Annotated in this window: 17 protein-coding genes and 1 riboswitch; of the genes, 16 read left to right on the plus strand and 1 reads right to left on the minus strand. The window is 63.7% G+C overall.

The window, feature by feature from the left end; translation table 11 throughout:
- Entirely contained in the window at positions 1 to 675 is a 675-nt protein-coding gene (locus ABD768_RS41060; protein ID WP_344850135.1) for a hypothetical protein, read from the plus strand.
- A 10-nt stretch (positions 676 to 685) separates the two neighbouring features.
- A complete protein-coding gene (locus ABD768_RS41065) occupies positions 686 to 1,486 on the plus strand; it encodes a glycerophosphodiester phosphodiesterase (RefSeq protein ID WP_344850137.1) in 801 nt (266 codons plus the stop codon).
- On the opposite strand, the gene ABD768_RS41070 is transcribed toward ABD768_RS41065, so the two are convergent.
- Entirely contained in the window at positions 1,428 to 2,156 is a 729-nt protein-coding gene (locus ABD768_RS41070; RefSeq protein WP_344850139.1) for a GntR family transcriptional regulator, read from the minus strand. The genes ABD768_RS41065 and ABD768_RS41070 overlap by 59 nt on opposite strands.
- Before the next feature lie 1,267 nt (positions 2,157 to 3,423).
- Between ABD768_RS41070 and ABD768_RS41075 the strand changes: the two genes are divergently transcribed.
- The 14 genes from ABD768_RS41075 (at position 3,424) to ABD768_RS41140 (ending at position 17,296) form a co-directional block, all read left to right on the plus strand.
- Positions 3,424 to 3,870, plus strand: coding sequence for a hypothetical protein (locus ABD768_RS41075; protein ID WP_344850141.1), 447 nt, complete (start codon positions 3,424 to 3,426; stop codon positions 3,868 to 3,870).
- 1,100 nt (positions 3,871 to 4,970) lie between these two features.
- Positions 4,971 to 6,053, plus strand: coding sequence for a toprim domain-containing protein (locus ABD768_RS41080; RefSeq protein ID WP_344850143.1), 1,083 nt, complete (start codon positions 4,971 to 4,973; stop codon positions 6,051 to 6,053).
- Positions 6,054 to 6,156: 103 nt separating this feature from the next.
- Positions 6,157 to 6,882, plus strand: a complete 726-nt coding sequence (locus ABD768_RS41085) for a hypothetical protein (RefSeq protein WP_344850145.1) — start codon at positions 6,157 to 6,159, stop codon at positions 6,880 to 6,882.
- Positions 6,883 to 6,919: 37 nt separating this feature from the next.
- On the plus strand, positions 6,920 to 7,090 hold the full coding sequence (locus ABD768_RS41090; RefSeq protein ID WP_344850147.1) for a hypothetical protein: 171 nt from the start codon (positions 6,920 to 6,922) through the stop codon (positions 7,088 to 7,090).
- A gap of 2 nt (positions 7,091 to 7,092) precedes the next feature.
- Positions 7,093 to 7,722 (plus strand): hypothetical protein, encoded by a 630-nt coding sequence (locus ABD768_RS41095; RefSeq protein WP_344850149.1) that lies wholly within the window; start codon positions 7,093 to 7,095, stop codon positions 7,720 to 7,722.
- A complete protein-coding gene (locus ABD768_RS41100; RefSeq protein ID WP_344850151.1) occupies positions 7,719 to 8,654 on the plus strand; it encodes a CHAP domain-containing protein in 936 nt (311 codons plus the stop codon). Before ABD768_RS41095 ends, ABD768_RS41100 begins: the two co-directional genes overlap by 4 nt.
- Before the next feature lie 28 nt (positions 8,655 to 8,682).
- Positions 8,683 to 8,997 (plus strand): DUF6112 family protein, encoded by a 315-nt coding sequence (locus ABD768_RS41105; RefSeq protein WP_344850153.1) that lies wholly within the window; start codon positions 8,683 to 8,685, stop codon positions 8,995 to 8,997.
- 66 nt (positions 8,998 to 9,063) lie between these two features.
- Positions 9,064 to 10,227, plus strand: a complete 1,164-nt coding sequence (locus tag ABD768_RS41110; protein ID WP_344850155.1) for a hypothetical protein — start codon at positions 9,064 to 9,066, stop codon at positions 10,225 to 10,227.
- Positions 10,224 to 11,663, plus strand: a complete 1,440-nt coding sequence (locus ABD768_RS41115; protein WP_344850157.1) for an SCO6880 family protein — start codon at positions 10,224 to 10,226, stop codon at positions 11,661 to 11,663. The genes ABD768_RS41110 and ABD768_RS41115 overlap by 4 nt, the downstream gene beginning before the upstream one ends.
- A 107-nt stretch (positions 11,664 to 11,770) precedes the next feature.
- The gene (locus tag ABD768_RS41120) at positions 11,771 to 13,090 is read left to right on the plus strand and encodes a VirB4 family type IV secretion system protein (RefSeq protein WP_344850159.1); all 1,320 of its coding nucleotides are present in this window, start codon (positions 11,771 to 11,773) and stop codon (positions 13,088 to 13,090) included.
- A 37-nt stretch (positions 13,091 to 13,127) separates the two neighbouring features.
- A complete protein-coding gene (locus ABD768_RS41125; RefSeq protein WP_344850162.1) occupies positions 13,128 to 14,852 on the plus strand; it encodes a type IV secretory system conjugative DNA transfer family protein in 1,725 nt (574 codons plus the stop codon).
- The gene (locus tag ABD768_RS41130; RefSeq protein ID WP_344850164.1) at positions 14,849 to 15,235 is read left to right on the plus strand and encodes a hypothetical protein; all 387 of its coding nucleotides are present in this window, start codon (positions 14,849 to 14,851) and stop codon (positions 15,233 to 15,235) included. Before ABD768_RS41125 ends, ABD768_RS41130 begins: the two co-directional genes overlap by 4 nt.
- Before the next feature lie 462 nt (positions 15,236 to 15,697).
- Positions 15,698 to 15,854: riboswitch (cyclic di-AMP (ydaO/yuaA leader) on the plus strand.
- A gap of 253 nt (positions 15,855 to 16,107) precedes the next feature.
- Complete coding sequence (locus tag ABD768_RS41135) at positions 16,108 to 16,902, plus strand: RNA polymerase sigma factor (protein ID WP_344850166.1); 795 nt, start codon at positions 16,108 to 16,110, stop codon at positions 16,900 to 16,902.
- A 232-nt stretch (positions 16,903 to 17,134) separates the two neighbouring features.
- Positions 17,135 to 17,296 (plus strand): hypothetical protein, encoded by a 162-nt coding sequence (locus ABD768_RS41140; RefSeq protein ID WP_344850168.1) that lies wholly within the window; start codon positions 17,135 to 17,137, stop codon positions 17,294 to 17,296.
- Positions 17,297 to 17,300 lie beyond the last annotated feature (4 nt).

The raw sequence follows: 17,300 nt of genomic DNA on the forward strand, positions 1-17,300 counted from the left end.
ATGGTGGAATTTATCTTCATGCTCACGCAGCACGACCGTACGGTGGGCAACGGAGTCGAGTTGATCGAGTCGCTGGCAGACACCGGTCTTCGGTACGTCGGCTTCAAGGATGTCGGCGCGTCAGCGAAAGAGCAGCAGGAACTCACCGCAGCCGCTCATCGGCACGGGATGGAGGTCATGCTGGAGGTCGTCTCGACGTCCGCGGAAGCCGAGACTGCCTCTCTGCATTCGGCTCGCGCTGCGGGTGTCGATTGGGTCCTGGGCGGTACACACCCGGAAGCCGGAATCAGCGTGCTCGGCGATACCGGCATCAAATACTGTCCGTTTCCGGGAGTCGTCACCGGGCATCCGAGCATTCTCAGCGGCTCAATCGAGAGCATCGCCGAGCATGCGAAGAGCTTGACCGAGCACGATTCGGTAGCGGGTGTCGATCTCCTGACCTATCGGCATCAGACGGTGGATGCGGAGCAGTTGACGACGGCCGTCGCGGCCGCGATCGATGGACCGCTGATCGTTGCCGGCGGCATCGTCACAGAGGATCAGATCGCCTTGGTCGCACGAAGCGGCGCTTGGGGCTTCACCATCGGAACAGCGATCTTCGAGGCATGGCGGGCCGGTGGACCTCCGGTCGCTGACCAGGTGGTCAAGGTGCTGGCAATCGCCGGCGTGGTCTGAGACCGAGCCAATGGCAGGTGCGAAGGCGTTGATCATCGCGCACCGAGGACACTCAGTCGGCGCTCCCGAGCAGACGATGTCTGCGTATACCGCGGCGATCGAACTGGGCGCGGATATGCTCGAGGCGGACGTCCGGTTGAGCCGCGACGGCCGATTGATCCTGTTACATGATTCGACTGTCGACCGGACAACTGATGGGCGTGGCGAGGTGGGGGACTTCACCTGGAGCCAACTGCGGCAGTTGGACGGAGGATCATGGTTTGCCGCTGAGTTTGCCGGCGAACGAGTGCCATGTCTCGATGAGCTCTTCGACCTCGCCGATGCTGCCGGGGTGCGCCTATGCCTCGAAGCCAAGGGAGAATCCGATGATGCCCGGACCGTTGTCGCGGTAGCCGTGGCGAGCGCACTGGTAGAACGCCGCCGTTTGGAATGCGACGTTCTAGCGTCGTTCGATCATGGAGCGCTAGCAACGGCTGCGGGAACCACTCCGGGTCTTTGCACGGCACCGGAGCGCCTTCCTGAGCGTGGCCAGCTGAATCCATCTGATCTCGTAGCGCAGGCGCGGAGAATTGGCGCCGAGATCATCCAACATCACCATGCAGACCTGGTTGGCAAGTCCGTCGACGCCGTGCACGAGGCCGGTATGGAGCTGTGGGTGTGGCCAACGACATCTCCTGAAGATATCGCGCGGGCGGTTGCTCTTGGTGCCGATGGTTTGATGGGCGGCGATGTACTTGCGATGAAGGACACGCTTAGCTCACTTCGTCCTGCACCGGGCCTGGGCCACGACGATAGACACTCAACTCGATGACCGATGGCACGTGCCACTCCAGTGACAGCACCAGAGGAGTTTCGCGTGCGTCGTAGTCCACTTGTCGTAAATGCTGAAGGAGAAAGCCACGGGTGACTTGCAGGTACTCCGCCAGTTTGGCGTCAGCCTTCGCCGGTGTGATCGTCGCGACACCGTGGTCGACAGGGTGACCGTGATGGGCGAGGAGCCGGTATAGCGATCCGTTGAGTTGCTTTCGATCAGAAACTGGATCGATGATATTGACATCGACGTAGTCGATTGAATAGATCGCGGGCTGCCCGTCTGCGGTTCGGACTCGCCGTACCTCGGCGACCGGCGCTAGGGCACGAAGACCAAGTGCTTCGGCGATGTCTGTTGTGGCGGATATGGTTTTCGCGCCAAGCAACTTCTTTCCAGGGCGGATTCCTGCGTGCTCAAGGTACTGTGTGTAGCTGAAGTTCTTGTCGAGAGAATTGCGCAGGCTTGGGCGGCGTGTGACATACGTGCCCGAGCCCTGCCTACGGACAACGTAGCCGTCCTGAATCAGACCCTGGACAGCCTCGCGCAGCGTGATAGTGCTGACATCGAAGCGCTCCCGCAACTGTTCCTGGTTCGGAAGCTTCGACCCCAGTGGGAATTCCCCATTGCTGATCGCCTTCGCGAGTTCGGCGCGAACGACATCAGCAAGCAATGGTCGCGATCGTGCGACTCGGTTCACGGTGGGCGCTCCGATGGAAGTTGAGTTGCAATACATCAGTCGTATCATGATACAACGGTTGTTGACAGTTTAGCGGATTCGGGCCAGTCCCGAGCTCAGCCTTTGGCGACGCTGGGGCCAGGTATTGGCGCAGAACGCGCCGCTGGTGACCTGGGTCTTCGAAACCGAACCTGGACACCGTGTGGATCGCCGACAACACCTACCTGTACACCCACCCAGGCAGGCTCTACGTCGCAGTCGTCCGTGACGCGTGTGCATGCCGCGTTCTGGGCTGGGCGATCGAGGACCACCAACGCGCCGACCTGGTCCAGACCGCCGATCAGCGGAGGCCGTCTGTCTCACCACGTCATGTTGCTCGTCGGCCGAGGCGCTCAGTACACCTCCCTCGAGACCCACTATTTCGCGGCTGCGACAACCTGGTCTGCTCGGCCAGCCGGACCGGTCTACGGGAACGAGGCGATGGCCGAATCGCTCTTCGCGACCTGAAGTTCTGCCACCGCCACGCTTGGACCACCTATGCCCATGCCAAACGCGCCGCCAACTGCTGGAACGCGATATTTAGAGCCGGCGACGATGCCACTCGGCCCTTGGCAGGACCACCCCAATGCAGCGCGAACTCACACACCGCCACGCGGCCAAACCGCGACCCTGGTGTCTAGCACCCCGACGGTCCCCAGGTCGCGTCGGCACCAATAGACCGTCAGCTGCACTCCGGCCTTGATGCGCACTTTGCTGCTCTTGTGCCCTGAGACGGTGCGGGGCGGAACGGAGATTGCAAGTAAAAGCACGTACGACAGCAGTTGTCACTTCATTGGCGTGGCGATCGGCGCATGTCTCCCGCCGAGGCCAGGGGTCCGCTTCTTAAGGCGGAACTCAACGACCACTCATGCTTGAATTCACCAAAAGTTGCGGTGATACGCTAGATCGTAATCGGCTGGAACCCTTCTCCCAGCAATCGGGCAATCCGCCCTTGAAGCTCGGTCGGGTTGAGGGTCTCAAACTCTGGTGACGATGCGGCTCCGGAACCGTCGTGAGAGATGAGCTGGGAGATAAGGTTGAAGTCACCGGATGCGTTCTGAGACATCCGCGTCGACCTCTCGAATTGACTGGGGTCAGCAGTGTTGCTCTCGTGCCAGTCACTCAGAATAACTGTACGTCCCGATCTGAGATCGGCCAAAATTTCATTGAAAGTCACAGACGTTTTATACCTCATTGGCCTGAAAGCGGGGTAGAACAACTCATGGCGGATGTTGTGGAGCCACCGCAGCAATGGTGCATTGTCGCCAACGTGGTTGATGTCCGTCCCTACGGTCCGGGAGGTCAGGAAGCCCGCAGCGGACTGAGAATCTTTCGTGCAGGGGCGAAACTCTACGTGGTCGATGGGCTTGGTGGGATGGGCTGGGAGACCCTTGAAGTGGTTGGGCGGGCGCGAAGTCGTTCACGTTTTGTGGAGGCGAAAGTTCGAACCGAGCACTTGGTTAACTGGCGGGTCAAGGGCGTCTACAGTCCGGCCCTGCTCGACCGGATCAATCGGATCCGTGGTGGGCTTGCGGGCTTCTGGCTCAGGTCGTCTGACTTCAATGATTTTGGTTCTCAGGCCTATCACGATGCCCTTGCCGGGGTTGCTGCTCAGCTCGCCATTCTTGCCCGACAGAGACGCGACCTCAGAGCGGAAGGCGGATCATGATTGCGGTGGACCCGCGGCGCATCGCACCTACGGGCCTGCCGCCGTCAGCGAGCAGACGGCCGGGAGACCTTCGACATGTGCTCGAAGCTCTCAGTGGCCACCAGCGGGCAGAACGGGTGACTGTCCGAACGCCCACACCGCCCAGCTCCGCAGCAAGCAGGCCGCGGTCGGCTTGCGCGGAAGCGAGGTCATCAGAGGTGATCGAGGACCAATTCGTGAATCGCATCGAGCAGTTCGGGTCCGAGTTCTGAATATGCTGTGGCGGACACTGCGGCCGAGGTTGTGGGACACGAAGGCGAACTGACTGTATCGTCCGTCCTGTGGCGTCCGGATCGGTCGATCCAGACGCCGGGGTCTTTGCCATGGTGCCAGCGCTCGCCGCAGGACATGGCCTCGGTTTCGACGCATTCGACCGTCATCTGCCTGAGGAACTCCGGAACACGCGCCTGGCTGGCAGCTGAGCACTTTCAGCTGGCTCGCATGCAGACGCGATGAAGGTTTCGACCTTCCATGCGGTGCACCCGGAGCGGGGAACGACGACTATCAGCACGTATCGGTGACGGGCGTCTGGATGGAGAGACAGTCCGTCGAACGTCACCGCATGGGGTGGCGTAACCCCTCTTTCGCTGAGCTGGCCGAATCGGTCTTGGAGACCATTCGGTACGGCGTCGTCGGGGGACTTGGCTCTTAGCCGAGCTCCTCCGCACACCAAGGATCAGGACGCCACCGCCCATGCTGAGGCGCGATCGTTCCTGAGCTCGAGGCTGGCTGGGTTGCAGCTGGCTGGGAGGCCCTTCATCAGTTCGAACCATCGCGACTCGTTGAGGAGCCCGGCGCTAAGGACGGTCTTTCGATGGCTTGCAAACTTCCGGTCATCAGGCGGGACCTCTGCGGACCGGTGAAGTGCGACCGATTCATCTGACTTTCTTCTGAGCGAGGTCGCTACCTTCACACGAACGCATCGGCATGAGAATCAAGGACATTCCGGCTCTGTAATCAGGGTTCTGTTCTGCCAGGCTCGCGACGACCGTGGGACTTGGGGATCGTCGAGGAGAAGAGGCGTCAGATGCCAGTCGGAGAAGATCTAGCTCTAGAACATCGTGGCTGATCGGACGTTGCTCGTCGAGGCTCATCGTGCTGCTCAGGAGTTCTATGAGCGGGAGTTGCTACGGGCACGGGGCTTGTGGCCGGCGCAGTACCTAGCGGCGCGACGGCTGGATCATGTCATCGCGATTGGTGCCAGGTGGCCCATCGGCTATGCGCCGCCCGGGTGGTCGAACCTTGTGGATCACCTGCGGTCACAGGGCTTGGACGACGCGTCGATGATGGAGGCCGGGTTGGCCACGGTCACGTCGAACGGCTATCTGATCGACCGGTTTCGGGATCGTCTGATGTTCGCCGCGCATGATGAACGGCTGGACATGGTTGGCTTCGTCGGCCGTGGGCGCGGCGGCGCGACGAAGTACCTGAATACGCCTACTACGTCGATCTATCAGAAGTCGAGGACACTGGTCGGCGTTGCTGAGCAGCAGGACCTCTTGAGCAGGGGTGGTATTCCGGTTTTCGTCGAAGGACCGGTCGATGCCTTGGCCGTGGACGTGCTGAGTCGGTCGACAAGGTCAGGCTGGGTGGGGGTCTCAGCTGCCGGTACCGCCTTGTCCGCTGCACAGGTGGCAATTCTCGACGGCGTCGCTACCTCGGAGATCGCCATTGTGGCGACCGACGGCGATACCGGGGGTCGGGCCGCGGCGATCAGATGGCTGGAACCGTTGTCGTCGCGATTTCCGGAGGTGCTCTGTGCCGAGATTCCTGCTGGCCACGACCCGTCCTCGTTGTTCTCTTCACGGCGAGGGGCCGATCGGTTGTATCAAGCACTGAGTTTCCCCCGGCCGTTGCTTGACGTCGCTATCGATTCAGAGTTGGCGCGTTGGTCGCGGGTGATCGATCACATCAGCGGACGGGTGGGGGCACTGCGAGCCGTTGCGCCGTTGGTGGTACGCCTCCCGAAAGACCGAGTCGCTGCTGAGGTTCTGAGACTCTCGCGACTACTGGAGCTCGATGAGGCAACGGTCTCCAGGGAGTTGATTCAAGCGGTGGATCAGCCTGCTCGACGTACCGCCGAGAGTGGTCGCCGCCAGGCACTTCGAGATCCTGATCCGCCCGGCCGTGGTCCATTGCTCTAGGCAACTTCAAGGACGTCCTCGATGCCGATATCCGGGTTCTGAAGATCGCAGGCCCTGGCGAGATTGGTGAGTACGAGTCACCGATATCGAGCGGGAGAGACGAATGACTGCCGAATTGCAGGACCTTCTCGTGAACGTAGTGAAGTCCGGTTGGACATCGACTTCATGCGAGCGACTGGCGATGGCGATCGAGGAGCGGGTCGTTGCGACGGTCCCTATCAGGTTGCGGGTCGCTCTCGGCGGAGAGGAGGCGGCACAGATCGCGCGGTATGTCGCGTGGGAGCGCTGCATGCAGCTGGCCGCGACACCGGACACCAGCTTCACCTGGGGGTACTTGGCGAACGCGGTTCGCTGGCGCCTCAAGGACGCAGTACGGGCCGACGTGCTGCGGAACCAGCGGAATCCGCTAGTGGAGCACATTCCCGAGTTCGAAGCTCAGGACGCGGCGCCTGAGCTGGGATCGCTCTTGGATCAGATCGCGATGGAGCTGCGTCGTAGCGGCCTGGCCTATCCGGTCGCGAGGCGCTACATCGTCATCGCTGGAGATGGGCCGCGGTACGAGCGGGCTTTGATCAGAAGCCGGCTCATCAATTCCGGTGCGAGCCGGTCACAGGCCGAGGGCTTTGCGTGGCTTCTGCGTGGTGGATCGGCCAATCCATCGGCTTTGGAACGGTTGGCGGGTGGGCAGCGATCTGATCGGGTCTTCGATGATCCGGTCGTCCGGCGTTGGGTGCGGGCTGCGGCCGGGAAGGATCTCTGGTTCACCGGTGGGCGTGCGGGGACGAGCGGCCGCGAGGGGATCTCTGTCGACCTGGCGAGGTCGGCTTGAAGGTGCAAGTCGGCCGAGGCCCAGCCGTTGAGTTCGCATGAACACAACTCATCTGGCTGTTCGCCGACGTAACTGGCTGGTGCGGTACTACGTCCGCCAGGCGCGGGTCTACGTCCGCGTGCTAGGCGCCGTGCGGATCATCCCGCCTGCGTTGGCGGACAGCCTCATCGTCAAACTCCGAACCGCAGATCGACGTCGGGAGATCTGAACATGAAGCATGTCCTCAGCACCAAGCGAGCGGTCGCGATCTCGATCGCACTTCTTTCCCTGGTCCTGGTCGTCGGCTTGGTTCTTCGCTGGCAGAACCGCCCGGCTGAGCAAGATGGCCGGAGCGGCCAAGTTGTCGGCGAGGTCCCGTCGAGCGAGGACACTGATGGCATCGGTGAATCGGCGCCGGTGCTCGATGCGTGGCGTCGTCCGACGACGACGGATCCGAAGGCGTTCGCGCTTGCGTACGCCACAGCGGTCTGGACCTACGACACCGCAGCGCACGATTACTACACCTGGCGGGATGCGGTGAGCGTCTTCGCAGACCCGATGGACAGTGCGGCAGCTCGGATCGCTCGGACCCTTCTGCCGTACGAAGAGCAGTTCAGGCAACTCAAGCTTCACGGAGCCAAGGCGAGCGTGTCGTCGCCGACCGCCGATGTGACCCCTCAGTTGAAGGCTCTCGAGCACGATCCTCGGGCGCCGGCCGGCTGGCACAGCTACCTCGTACGGGCGACGCAGAGCAGTGTAGTTGACGGGACCACGTCAACGGCGACGCGCCAGGCGACGGTGGCCGTGGTTTGCCAGCCCCAGTGCAGGTTCTGGTCGGCCAGCAGTGAGGCACCGCAGTGATTCTCGCGGGCGCGATGGCCGGCGCGGTAATACTGGCGGGTTCCTGCCTCCTCGTACCGATCGCTGTCTCAGGCGGAGCCGCAAACCAATGTGCAGCGACCGCGTCGGGCGACGACAGCAGCCTTGACGCCGAGCAGAGCCAAAACCTGACCACGATCCTCGCTGTCGGAGCCCGCCTCGGGTTCGATCGTGACGGCCAGGTCATCGGTGTGATGACGGCTCTGACCGAGTCGACTCTGCGCAACGTCGATCACGGTGATTCCGCCGGCCCGGACTCGCGTGGCCTCTTTCAGCAACGGGACGGCTGGGGGCCGCTGGAGGTCCGGATGAGTCCGGTCGGTTCGTCGGAGCTGTTCTTCAAAGCGTTGTCCAACGTGCCGGGGTGGGACGCGATGGAGCCGTGGGCGGCCGCGCAGGCAGTCCAACGGTCGGCCTCATCGGACGGCAGCAACTATCGCCGGAACTTCGACCTAGCGAGGCAGCTGGCTGGCAAGCCGCCTGCATCCTGCGGGGGGTGGCAGTTCACCGACACGAGCGAGTTGCCTGGCGCCCAGCAAGCTGTAGCGCGCGCTCTGTCGCTCGTCGGGCACACCGGCTACTACCAGCTCTGCGCCAGACTCGCGGCCAACATCTGGGGCCGTCCACGCGCCGGGTACATCTCAGCCGCGGAGCAGTGGAACGCGATGGTCACGGCGGGACAAGCACACCTAGGCGACCACCATCCTCCGCTGGGAGCGTTGCTCTTCTGGAGCGCGGGCGGCCCTTACGGACACGTCGCGGTCTATGTCGGCGACGGCCACATCGTCTCGAACGACATCGGTGATCGCGCTCCAGGCGCCGGCGGCGTCTACCTCGTCGAGACCGGAGCAGTCGAGTCCGAGTGGAACGCGGACTACCTCGGCTGGGCGCCCCCGATCTATCCCGGCACATGACACCGGTACTCACCGGAAGGGACATCTCATGATCCACAACCTCATGGCCCAGATCTCAGCCATTCCGATGACACAGGATCCCGGCGTCAGCCCCAACAGCGACGGACTACCCGGCCTACCAGCGCTTCGCCACCTGGTTGGAGCGCTGCAAACATTCAGCCTCGTCGTCTGCGTCGCCATCTTCGTGGTCGGAGTCATCGCTTGGGCAGGAGGCAGCATCAACAGCAACGCGACCTACTCCGGCAAAGGCAAGTGGGGCTGCCTCATCTCGGCCGTCGCGGCTGCTCTCGTGATTTCCGCGCCGTCGATCATCCGGTTCTTCAGCGGCATCCCGATCGGCTGATCAGAGAGGCTGACCATGGCTTGGAGCGATTGCTTACTCAACCCGACAAGTTGCCTAGTCGAGAACGTGGCGAGCGCTGGGGCCAGCGCGACCTGGGACTCCTTCCTGAACTGGATGGCGCGTGGCCTGGCCGACTTCTCGGCAACGGTCTTCAACGCCTTCAGTACCAGCACTACACCTCAGTTCAACCAGGAATGGTGGACGAAGAACCTCGACCTGATGGTGATGATCTCGTTGCCCGTGCTTGTGGCTGTCTTCGTATTGCAATGCATCTCGGCCGCCGTACGTCGCGAACCCGCACGCCTCGGGAGAGCGCTAGTGGGGGCGCTGATCGGCACGGCCGGCGTCCCGGTCGCGATAGCGGTCATGGCGAGTTGCGGCAAGATCGTCGACGAGATCTCGGTGGCTATCCTCGGTAGTCAAGTCACCGCGGACAAGCTTCGCTGGATGACAGACACAACAGTGCTGCTGAGCGCGGGAACACTGGGTGGCTTTCTGCTCCTGGCGATCTTCATGACGCTCGTCGCCATGCTGTCCTTGTATTTCGTGATGCTTCTGCGCGACGTCGCTCTGATTGCCTTCGGCATCTTCGTACCGATCGCCTTACTCAGCTGGACGTGGTCGGCCATCAGGCACTGGCTCCGACGATATATCGAGGTCATCGCCGCATTGCTCTTCTCCAAGATTGCGATGGCTGTCGTCTTCGCGGTGGGCATCTCAGCCAGCGGAGCCGACAACCCAGCTTCCCCCGCAAACCTTGGAGACTTTCTCGCCGGAGCGTTGCTGGTTGCCATGGCGGCGTTCGCGCCGATGGTGACCTTCTCCTTCATTCACTGGGCCGGTGACCAGGGATATGTCGCTGCGCAAGCTATGCAGCAAGGCGCCGCGGGGGCAGCTGCCGCACGAGGCCACGTAGACCAAGCGCTGCAATTCAAGGCCGATCAGTTCGGCGGCTCGAACGATGGAGAGACGACGCCGATCTCCAGCAGCGACACCGACGTTGCCGACGATGTCGACGACGACTCGGCCAACTCCTCCAACGATGCGCCAGGCGGTCAGTTCAGCGGCCCTGTGGGCTCCGATGGATCTCCAACCGCCGAAAGCCCGACGGCACCCAGCAGCGGCGGTGGATCGGCGATTGCCGTTGCGACAAGCCAGGTCTCGGTCGAAGGGCCATCAGGGGATGAGCAGTCGAGCTCGCAGGAGTCATCTCGAGGTGATGAAACATGACGCCACGCGACGCAATCTCAACCAGATTCCCCCGGCCGCAGCGTACAACAGTCCTGCTGGGACTTCGGCCGGCTCAGATCGCCCTGCTCGCCTTCTCCGTGCTGTGCGCGGCATTGGTCGCCTTCGGTGGTCTGACGCCCGGTGCAAAGGTTGTGGGGCTCGTCGTTGCAGTCGTGACGGTGGCCGGTGCCTTCGCGCGCCTTGACGGGCTTCCGGCGTACCGATGGGCAATGCTCCGCACGCTGTACGGCGTTCGCGCTCTCAGTGGAAGGCAGTCGTATCGGGCAGGCCTGATGAGGCCGAGGAGCCACGGGACGATTCACATTCCCGGGCAGGATGGGGCATTGAAGGTGATCGATGCTCGCTCCTCGATCGCCGCGATCCATGACCCCCGTCGTCGCCGACTCGTGGCGGTCGCGCGGATCGAAGGACCAGCCCACCTACTGCAGAACTCCGACGAGCAGGAGCGGCGGGTCACGGCGTACGGGCGCTTGATCGCCGGGCTCTGCCAAAGTGGCCGCATCGGCCGCGCCCAGATTCTGGAACGAACCCTGCCGGACTCGGGAGACGGGCTGGGGGAATGGGCCAAGCAGCGGCACGTCGATCCGGGGACGGCGGCTGGGGCGATCTACCAGGATCTTCTGAAGCGTGCTGCGCCGGCGTCGGCGAAGCACGAGACTCTCTTCTCGTTCGCGCTCAACCTTGATGCCGTCTCGAAGGAGATCCGAAAGCACGGCGGTGGGATGGCTGGTGCGATGGCTGTGTTGGGGTCGGAGGCGCGTGCTTTTCAGACATCCTTCGGGGCCGCGGGCGTCGCTGGTTGCTGGCTCGATGCTCCTGAGCTGGCCATGAGCTTGCGCGTGGCCTTCGATCCGGCGGCGACAAGGACGATCCCGAGTACTGAGGTACTTGACCCGTCCGGCGCCGGGCCCCTGGCTGTGGAGACTGGTTGGGACCAGCTGCGAACAGACTCGTCGCTCCATCGGGTGTACGTAGTCGCCGAGTGGCCACGGGTTCGTGCCACGCCGTCGTTCTTGAGCCCTTTGCTCTTGAGGCCTGGCATCAGGCGCACCTTTTCGATCGTGCTTCAGCCGATACCGATCTCCAAGGCGCTACGTGACGCGCGCAGGCATCGAGTCGAGCGGATCACTGACCGGGCGACTCGAGCCAGGATCGGCCAACTCGAGACTGAAGAGGACCGTCTGGTGGATGCCGACGTCATCCAGCGAGAGAAGGACCTCGCGGCAGGACACGGCGACGTTCGCTGGCTGGGTCTGCTGGTTGTTTCCGGTGACACCGACGAGGCACTCGAGGAAGCGTGCACAGAGCTCGAGATCGCCGGCGCGCAGGCACTGATAGACCTTCGCCGTTTGGTCGGGCAGCAGCTTGAGGGCTTTATCGCGGCGGCCCTGCCATTCGGAATCGGCCTCGGATGATGGGCCGGCGCAGCGCCGGCCTGTATGAGCCAGCTGGTGGCAGTCGACGAGCGCGGTTGGCGAACCGGCGGGCCTTGACCAATGCACGCAAGACCGTGGCCTCATCGGTGCCTGACGATTTGGCTGAATCAGTTGACGGACCAACGGGCATCCTGCGTCCGCGTCCGCTGCTGGTCGATCCGCATCGAGCGACGACCCGGGTCCTCCGCGTCGCGTACCCGTTCCTCGCCGAGAGTGGTCTCGGGACGGATGGGACGTACCTCGGCTCTGATGTGTTCAGCGGTGGTTCCTTCGTCTACGACCCGTGGGTGCTCTATCAGTCCCGGGTCATCACCAATCCCAACATGCTGATCGCCGGAGTGATCGGTAGTGGAAAGTCCACGACCGCGAAAGCGCTGATTACGCGATCGATCGCACTTGGGCATCGTGCCTACGTGCCGTGCGATCCGAAGGGGGAGTGGACGGCCGTCGCCGAAGCGATCGGAGGTACGAGCATCAAGCTTGGCCCCGGGATGCCGACCCGACTCAATCCGCTGGATGCCGGGGAACGCCCCAGCATCGTGAGTACCGAGGAATGGCGGCGTGTCATCTGGTCGCGCCGCCGCGCACTTCTCGGCACCCTCGCTGAGTCGACCCTTGGCCGGCCGATGACCGCAGTTGAACACACCTCCGTTGACTTGGCGCTCGAGACCGCGTCCAGCGCTGCGCAGTCGCCGACGATTCCGGACGTTGTCACCGCCCTGTTTGACCCCGACCGTGACCAAGCTGCGCGGCATGGTTTGAGGTCCGAGAGCCTCAGCGGTGACGCGCGTGAGGTCGCTCATGCGATCCGGCGGCTCGTCCACGGCGACCTGGCCGGCATGTTCGACGGACCGTCGACCACACAGTTCGATCCGACACTCCCGATGGTGACGCTGGACTCGTCGCGAATCGGCTCAGGGGGTAACGACCATGCGCTCAGGCTGGCGCTCGCCTGCGCTTCGTCGTGGATGGAAGCCGCCGTTGCTGACCCTTCGGGAGGACAGCGTTTCATCGTGTACGACGAAGGCTGGCGGGTGATGCGCGACCCTGCCCTGCTACGCCGGATGCAGGAGCAATGGAAGCTGTCACGAGCCTGGGGCGTCTCCAACGTTCTGATCGTGCACCGCCTATCGGACCTAGCCGCCGTGGGCGACGCCGGCTCCGAATCCCGCGCCTTGGCGGAAGGCCTGCTCGCGGACTGCTCGACACGCGTCATGCTCCGGCAAGAACCCGACCAGCTGGCGCGTACGGCGACACTTCTTGGCCTCACCGACGTCGAGATCGCGACGATCGCCAAGCTTCCGAAGGGCCGCGCTCTCTGGCGTCTGCCCAGCCGGTCATTCGTAGTACAGCTCATCCGCCATGCCCGCGAAGCCGAGCTCTTCGACACCGACTCCCGGATGTAGAGCGATGCTCCCACCAACCAATCGAACTCATCCGGACATGACCGACCTCCTGCTGGCAGGACTCGGAGTCCTGATGGCTTTCGCCGGCGTCTTCCACACGGCCGGTGGAATCGCCTGCTGGCTGATGACGGGAGGCTGGATACAAGCCCCGTGGAGTTCGGGCTTCAAGGTGCTTGCCGATCCTGGCCGACCTGGGGTTGCCTTCGGTCAACCTGCCTTGGACCCGGTCCTCTATTGGCTTGTCCTGGCGACGCTCGCCGCCTTGCCAGCATGTGGAGCACTCGTGGCCCACCGAGTCTGGCTCCGCCGCACGGCAAGCATCGCCAGCCGTACAAGGGCTTTGGCCAGAAGACCTGGCCTCGCCACTCGCGCGGACACCCAACTCGCAGTCGGCCGCCGGCAGGTCCTACGGCGTGGCAGGTCGGCGAGACCTCTCCTGGCGACCACATCTGCCAGGGACGTCGGGTTGCTGCTAGGCCGGTCGTCGGGGGTCGCCTGCTGGGCCTCGGTCGAGGACTCCCTCATCTACGTCGGCCCGCCCCGCTCGGGCAAAGGTCTGCACCAGGTGATCGGATCAATCATCGACGCCCCGGGAGCCGTCGTCACGACGTCTACCCGCCCAGACAACCTGGTGGCGACCATCGGCCTACGACGCAACACAGGCCCGGTCGCGATCTTCGACCCCCAAGGACTCGGCTCGGTAGAAGGCATCCGCTGGTCACCAATCCGCGGCTGCGAAAACCCGACCACAGCAATCGTCCGAGCCAGTGGCCTCGCAGCCGGCGCTGGCTTCACCAAAGGCGGCGTCTCTGACGGCGCCTTCTGGCACGGCCAAACAGAGATGGCCCTGCGAGGTCTCCTCCACGCTGCTGCCATCGACGAATCCGGCATCGGCCAGCTCTACCGCTGGAGCCTCGAACCCGCATCGGCAATCGAAGCCGTCGCCATCCTCAACAGGTCAGAGAACGCCGCCGAAGGATGGGGCGACACCCTCGACGGCATCGTGAGGATGGACAGCCGGACACGTGACGCGATCTGGGCCGGCGTTCGATCCGCGCTATCCGCTTTGGCCGACCCCGCGGTACGCAAAGCCTTCGATCCACCGCCCGGCGAAGGCCTCGATCCAGAATCCTTCCTGCGCGACCGCGGAACCATCTACCTCCTCGGAACCGGAGTCGGCGCCAGCGCCACATCGTCCTTCATCGCAGCCCTGCTTGAAGACATCACCGAGACTGCCCGCCAGAACGCTGCCGGCAACCTGGGCGGCCGCCTAGAGCCACCGCTGAGCATGATCCTCGACGAGATCGCCAACCTCTGCGCCGTACCGTCGCTCCCGGCCTTGATGGCCGATGGCGGTGGCTCCGGGATCTCCACAATGGTCGTCATCCAATCCCTCGCCCAAGCAAGAGACCGCTGGGGCGAACAAGCCGCAGCCGCCATGTGGGACGCAGCCACCCTCCGCCTCATCCTGGGCGGCTCAGCCCAACCTCGCGACCTCCAAGACCTCGCTGCCGTCTGCGGCGAACGCGACGAAGAAATCCGCAACTGGAGCCGCGGCAGCGACGGCGCCAAAACAGTCTCCACCAGCACCCGCCGCATCCCGATCCTGCCACCCGACGTCCTCAGAACCCTCCCCTTCGGCACCGGCGTTCTCCTCGCCCGAACCGCCCCACCCATCCTCCTCGAGATGACACCGTGGACAGCCCGATCCGACGCCGACCAGATCCAACGAAGCATCGATGAAGCGACAGGTGCGCGATGACCTCTCAAGACGACCTGATCCGCGCCCTGTCGATGTCAGGTGCCGCCATCGACGATCCCTTCGTCGTCTGCTGGCGCGACCTGGACGACGTCACCGTCACTGAAGAGCTCGACCGCCTCATGGACTGGGTCCAGTGGTTCATCACCCGCTACCGCCTCGACCACAAAGTCGTCCCCCCGTGCTGGCACCAGCACGGCGCCATCACCGAAGAGCTCTCCGCCCTACGCACATTCTGGGAATCCTGCTACTTGGAAGACGCCGCCCCCTCCGACCCTCTCGCCTTCCACCGCGACTTAGAACACGCCCTCCGTCGCCTCCGCGAATGGAGTTCACACCTTGGCTGCTCCCGCACCACCCACCGACCAGAGCCAGACGACCTCTGAGGTCAACACCAGCCTTGAAACATCGGCGATCGTTACCTGGCAGCAGTCTGCGGGCCGGCCGTCGACCTGACGACACAGCCCAAGGTCGGCACCGCGTGAACTAGGCCGCGGCTACCCGGCGGTGGTAAACGGCAGCCGCCGCGCCGTCCGGCGCTGCGTCCGGGATCGTGGAGGTCGGCGGGGTGGCAGTTGATGCCCTTCCAGGTTCACAACGCGCTTCCGCTCGCGGTGGCGCCACCTGTGAGCAGCGTTGGAGTTCGTCCGGCGCCACTCGGGTCATTGCGGAAATGGGTGCCTGACCAGCGGATTTGTAGGTGACCAAAGCACGGAACCGGTACCGACGCGCCCTGTGGATAAGTGTCTTTGCGTCGTGATCATTCTGTTATACCTTGATGGGTGGTTCACCGAATGCGACGAACCGTATGCACGTCAACGCCGAGCCCTGCCAGGCGTGCGTACTCCCCTCGAAACAAGCCCGTGGCAGGGGTGGGGGACCCAGGAAGTTGGGTCTCGACCGTGAGTGGTCGGGTCCCTGGGGTGAAGTCCGCGGGAGCGGACCGGGCTATTGACTCTCAGCCCGAACCCGACAGCTAACTTCGCAGGCGTGCCGAAAGTCGAACCATGCCCAGTAACGGGTTCTCGGGTGGCTGTGTGCCGCCCGGAGACGACCGCGTGCGCCTTGTTGCGCCGCCAGGCCCAACGAGCGAGGCCGCTCACACTCCGCCGGTAGCAGGCCTATTTCAGGCGACCGGCGGGTCACTCAGCTGCGCCCAGAAAAAACTTTGCGTGAGGTTGGGGGGGAATCGAGAAAGCAGCACATATGAAGGGGTGACCCCGACGGAGTCGTGGTCACCCCGCCAGAGAGGTTGGTCATGTCACCGGCCCGTCAGGAGCAGCTGGTGAAGCCGCCGGCAGGTTCCGCCGCGCCGTTAGAACCAGACGTAGGCCTGGCATCGAAATGGGCAGGTGATGCTGCCGACATCGACGCTGCGGAAGTAGATGGAGCGGATCGTGTCGACCGCCTGGCGGCTGACTTCGATCTGGTCACGGGTCTGGCCTTCCAGAACTTCCACGGCCTGGACTACCTCGAGTTCGAGCGCGAGATGGCTAAGTACGGCCTGGCGGTGATCGGGTCCTGGATCCGGCGCGGCCTCATCCGGCACTACTGCCTGCAACGAGGGTACGGCGGTCTGAAGGAACCGCCTCGAGGAGCGTTTGATGATGCGGACCTGGTCGAGGACCTGGCCCAGGAGACGGTGGGAGTGGCGTTGTTCCATTTCCGTACGGTTCTTGCTGCTGGAAAGTGGGACTACCGGCGGGGTGCCTCGCTGCGGACCTTCTTCATCGGGCAGTGCCTGATGCGGTTCCCGAACATCTACCGCCAGTGGCTCCTCCACGACGCCCCGAACGACACGACCAGCCCCGACCCCGACCCGCTGCAGCAACTGCGGAGGCAAGACCCCGACCCGGAGCAGCTGGTTATCGACCAGATGACCGGCATCGAACTGCTGGGCCGGATGAGCCCTCGCGACCGCAGGATCTTCCAACTGATGGCCGTCGGGACGACACAGACCGAGATCGCAGAAGAACTAGGCATCACGCCGAAGACCGTCGAACGGGCCATCGCCAACCAGCGTGGCCGGCTCCGCAAGGAAAGAGGCGCATGAGCGACATCAGATCCAAGATCGAGCGGTCGTCATTGGGGACCCCGAAAGCCAAGGCTGCTCGTCGAACCGTCTCCACCACCAGGGCGGCCAACGCCGTCGCACGGGCCGCCCGGATCCGCCAAAAAATCCAACGGAAGTCTGGGGGGTAGTCGCCACTTCGGCACATACACCAAAGGGTGTAGAGCCGAGTCCAATCAGGGACCCGGCGACCAGCACCAAAGGAGCAGTACTCATGGCAAAGAACACTGGCAGCGGCAGCCGCCGCGGAGCAGTCACCGGTCGCTCGCAGGTCAGCACCCCCTCCGGCTGGGTGAAGCGCGACACCGGATCCGGGAAGTTCATGGACGGCAAGGCCGACGGCAAGCCGTTCAAGGGTGTCCGCCGCGAAAACTGAACCA

It is taken from the genome of Kribbella ginsengisoli, from assembly GCF_039537185.1.
GTDB classification, from domain to species: domain Bacteria; phylum Actinomycetota; class Actinomycetes; order Propionibacteriales; family Kribbellaceae; genus Kribbella; species Kribbella koreensis.

Excerpts from the sequence above, each read along its gene's own strand:
- ABD768_RS41095 (WP_344850149.1), top strand. The coding sequence starts at position 7,093 with ATGAAGCATGTCCTCAGCACCAAGCGAGCGGTCGCGATCTCGATCGCA.
- ABD768_RS41125 (WP_344850162.1), top strand. The coding sequence starts at position 13,128 with ATGACCGACCTCCTGCTGGCAGGACTCGGAGTCCTGATGGCTTTCGCC.
- ABD768_RS41090 (WP_344850147.1), top strand. The coding sequence starts at position 6,920 with ATGAACACAACTCATCTGGCTGTTCGCCGACGTAACTGGCTGGTGCGG.
- ABD768_RS41065 (WP_344850137.1), top strand. The coding sequence starts at position 686 with ATGGCAGGTGCGAAGGCGTTGATCATCGCGCACCGAGGACACTCAGTC.
- ABD768_RS41085 (WP_344850145.1), top strand. The coding sequence starts at position 6,157 with ATGACTGCCGAATTGCAGGACCTTCTCGTGAACGTAGTGAAGTCCGGT.
- ABD768_RS41105 (WP_344850153.1), top strand. The coding sequence starts at position 8,683 with ATGATCCACAACCTCATGGCCCAGATCTCAGCCATTCCGATGACACAG.
- ABD768_RS41130 (WP_344850164.1), top strand. The coding sequence starts at position 14,849 with ATGACCTCTCAAGACGACCTGATCCGCGCCCTGTCGATGTCAGGTGCC.
- ABD768_RS41060 (WP_344850135.1), top strand. The coding sequence starts at position 1 with ATGGTGGAATTTATCTTCATGCTCACGCAGCACGACCGTACGGTGGGC.
- ABD768_RS41075 (WP_344850141.1), top strand. The coding sequence starts at position 3,424 with ATGGCGGATGTTGTGGAGCCACCGCAGCAATGGTGCATTGTCGCCAAC.
- ABD768_RS41140 (WP_344850168.1), top strand. The coding sequence starts at position 17,135 with ATGGCAAAGAACACTGGCAGCGGCAGCCGCCGCGGAGCAGTCACCGGT.
- ABD768_RS41115 (WP_344850157.1), top strand. The coding sequence starts at position 10,224 with ATGACGCCACGCGACGCAATCTCAACCAGATTCCCCCGGCCGCAGCGT.
- ABD768_RS41135 (WP_344850166.1), top strand. The coding sequence starts at position 16,108 with ATGTCACCGGCCCGTCAGGAGCAGCTGGTGAAGCCGCCGGCAGGTTCC.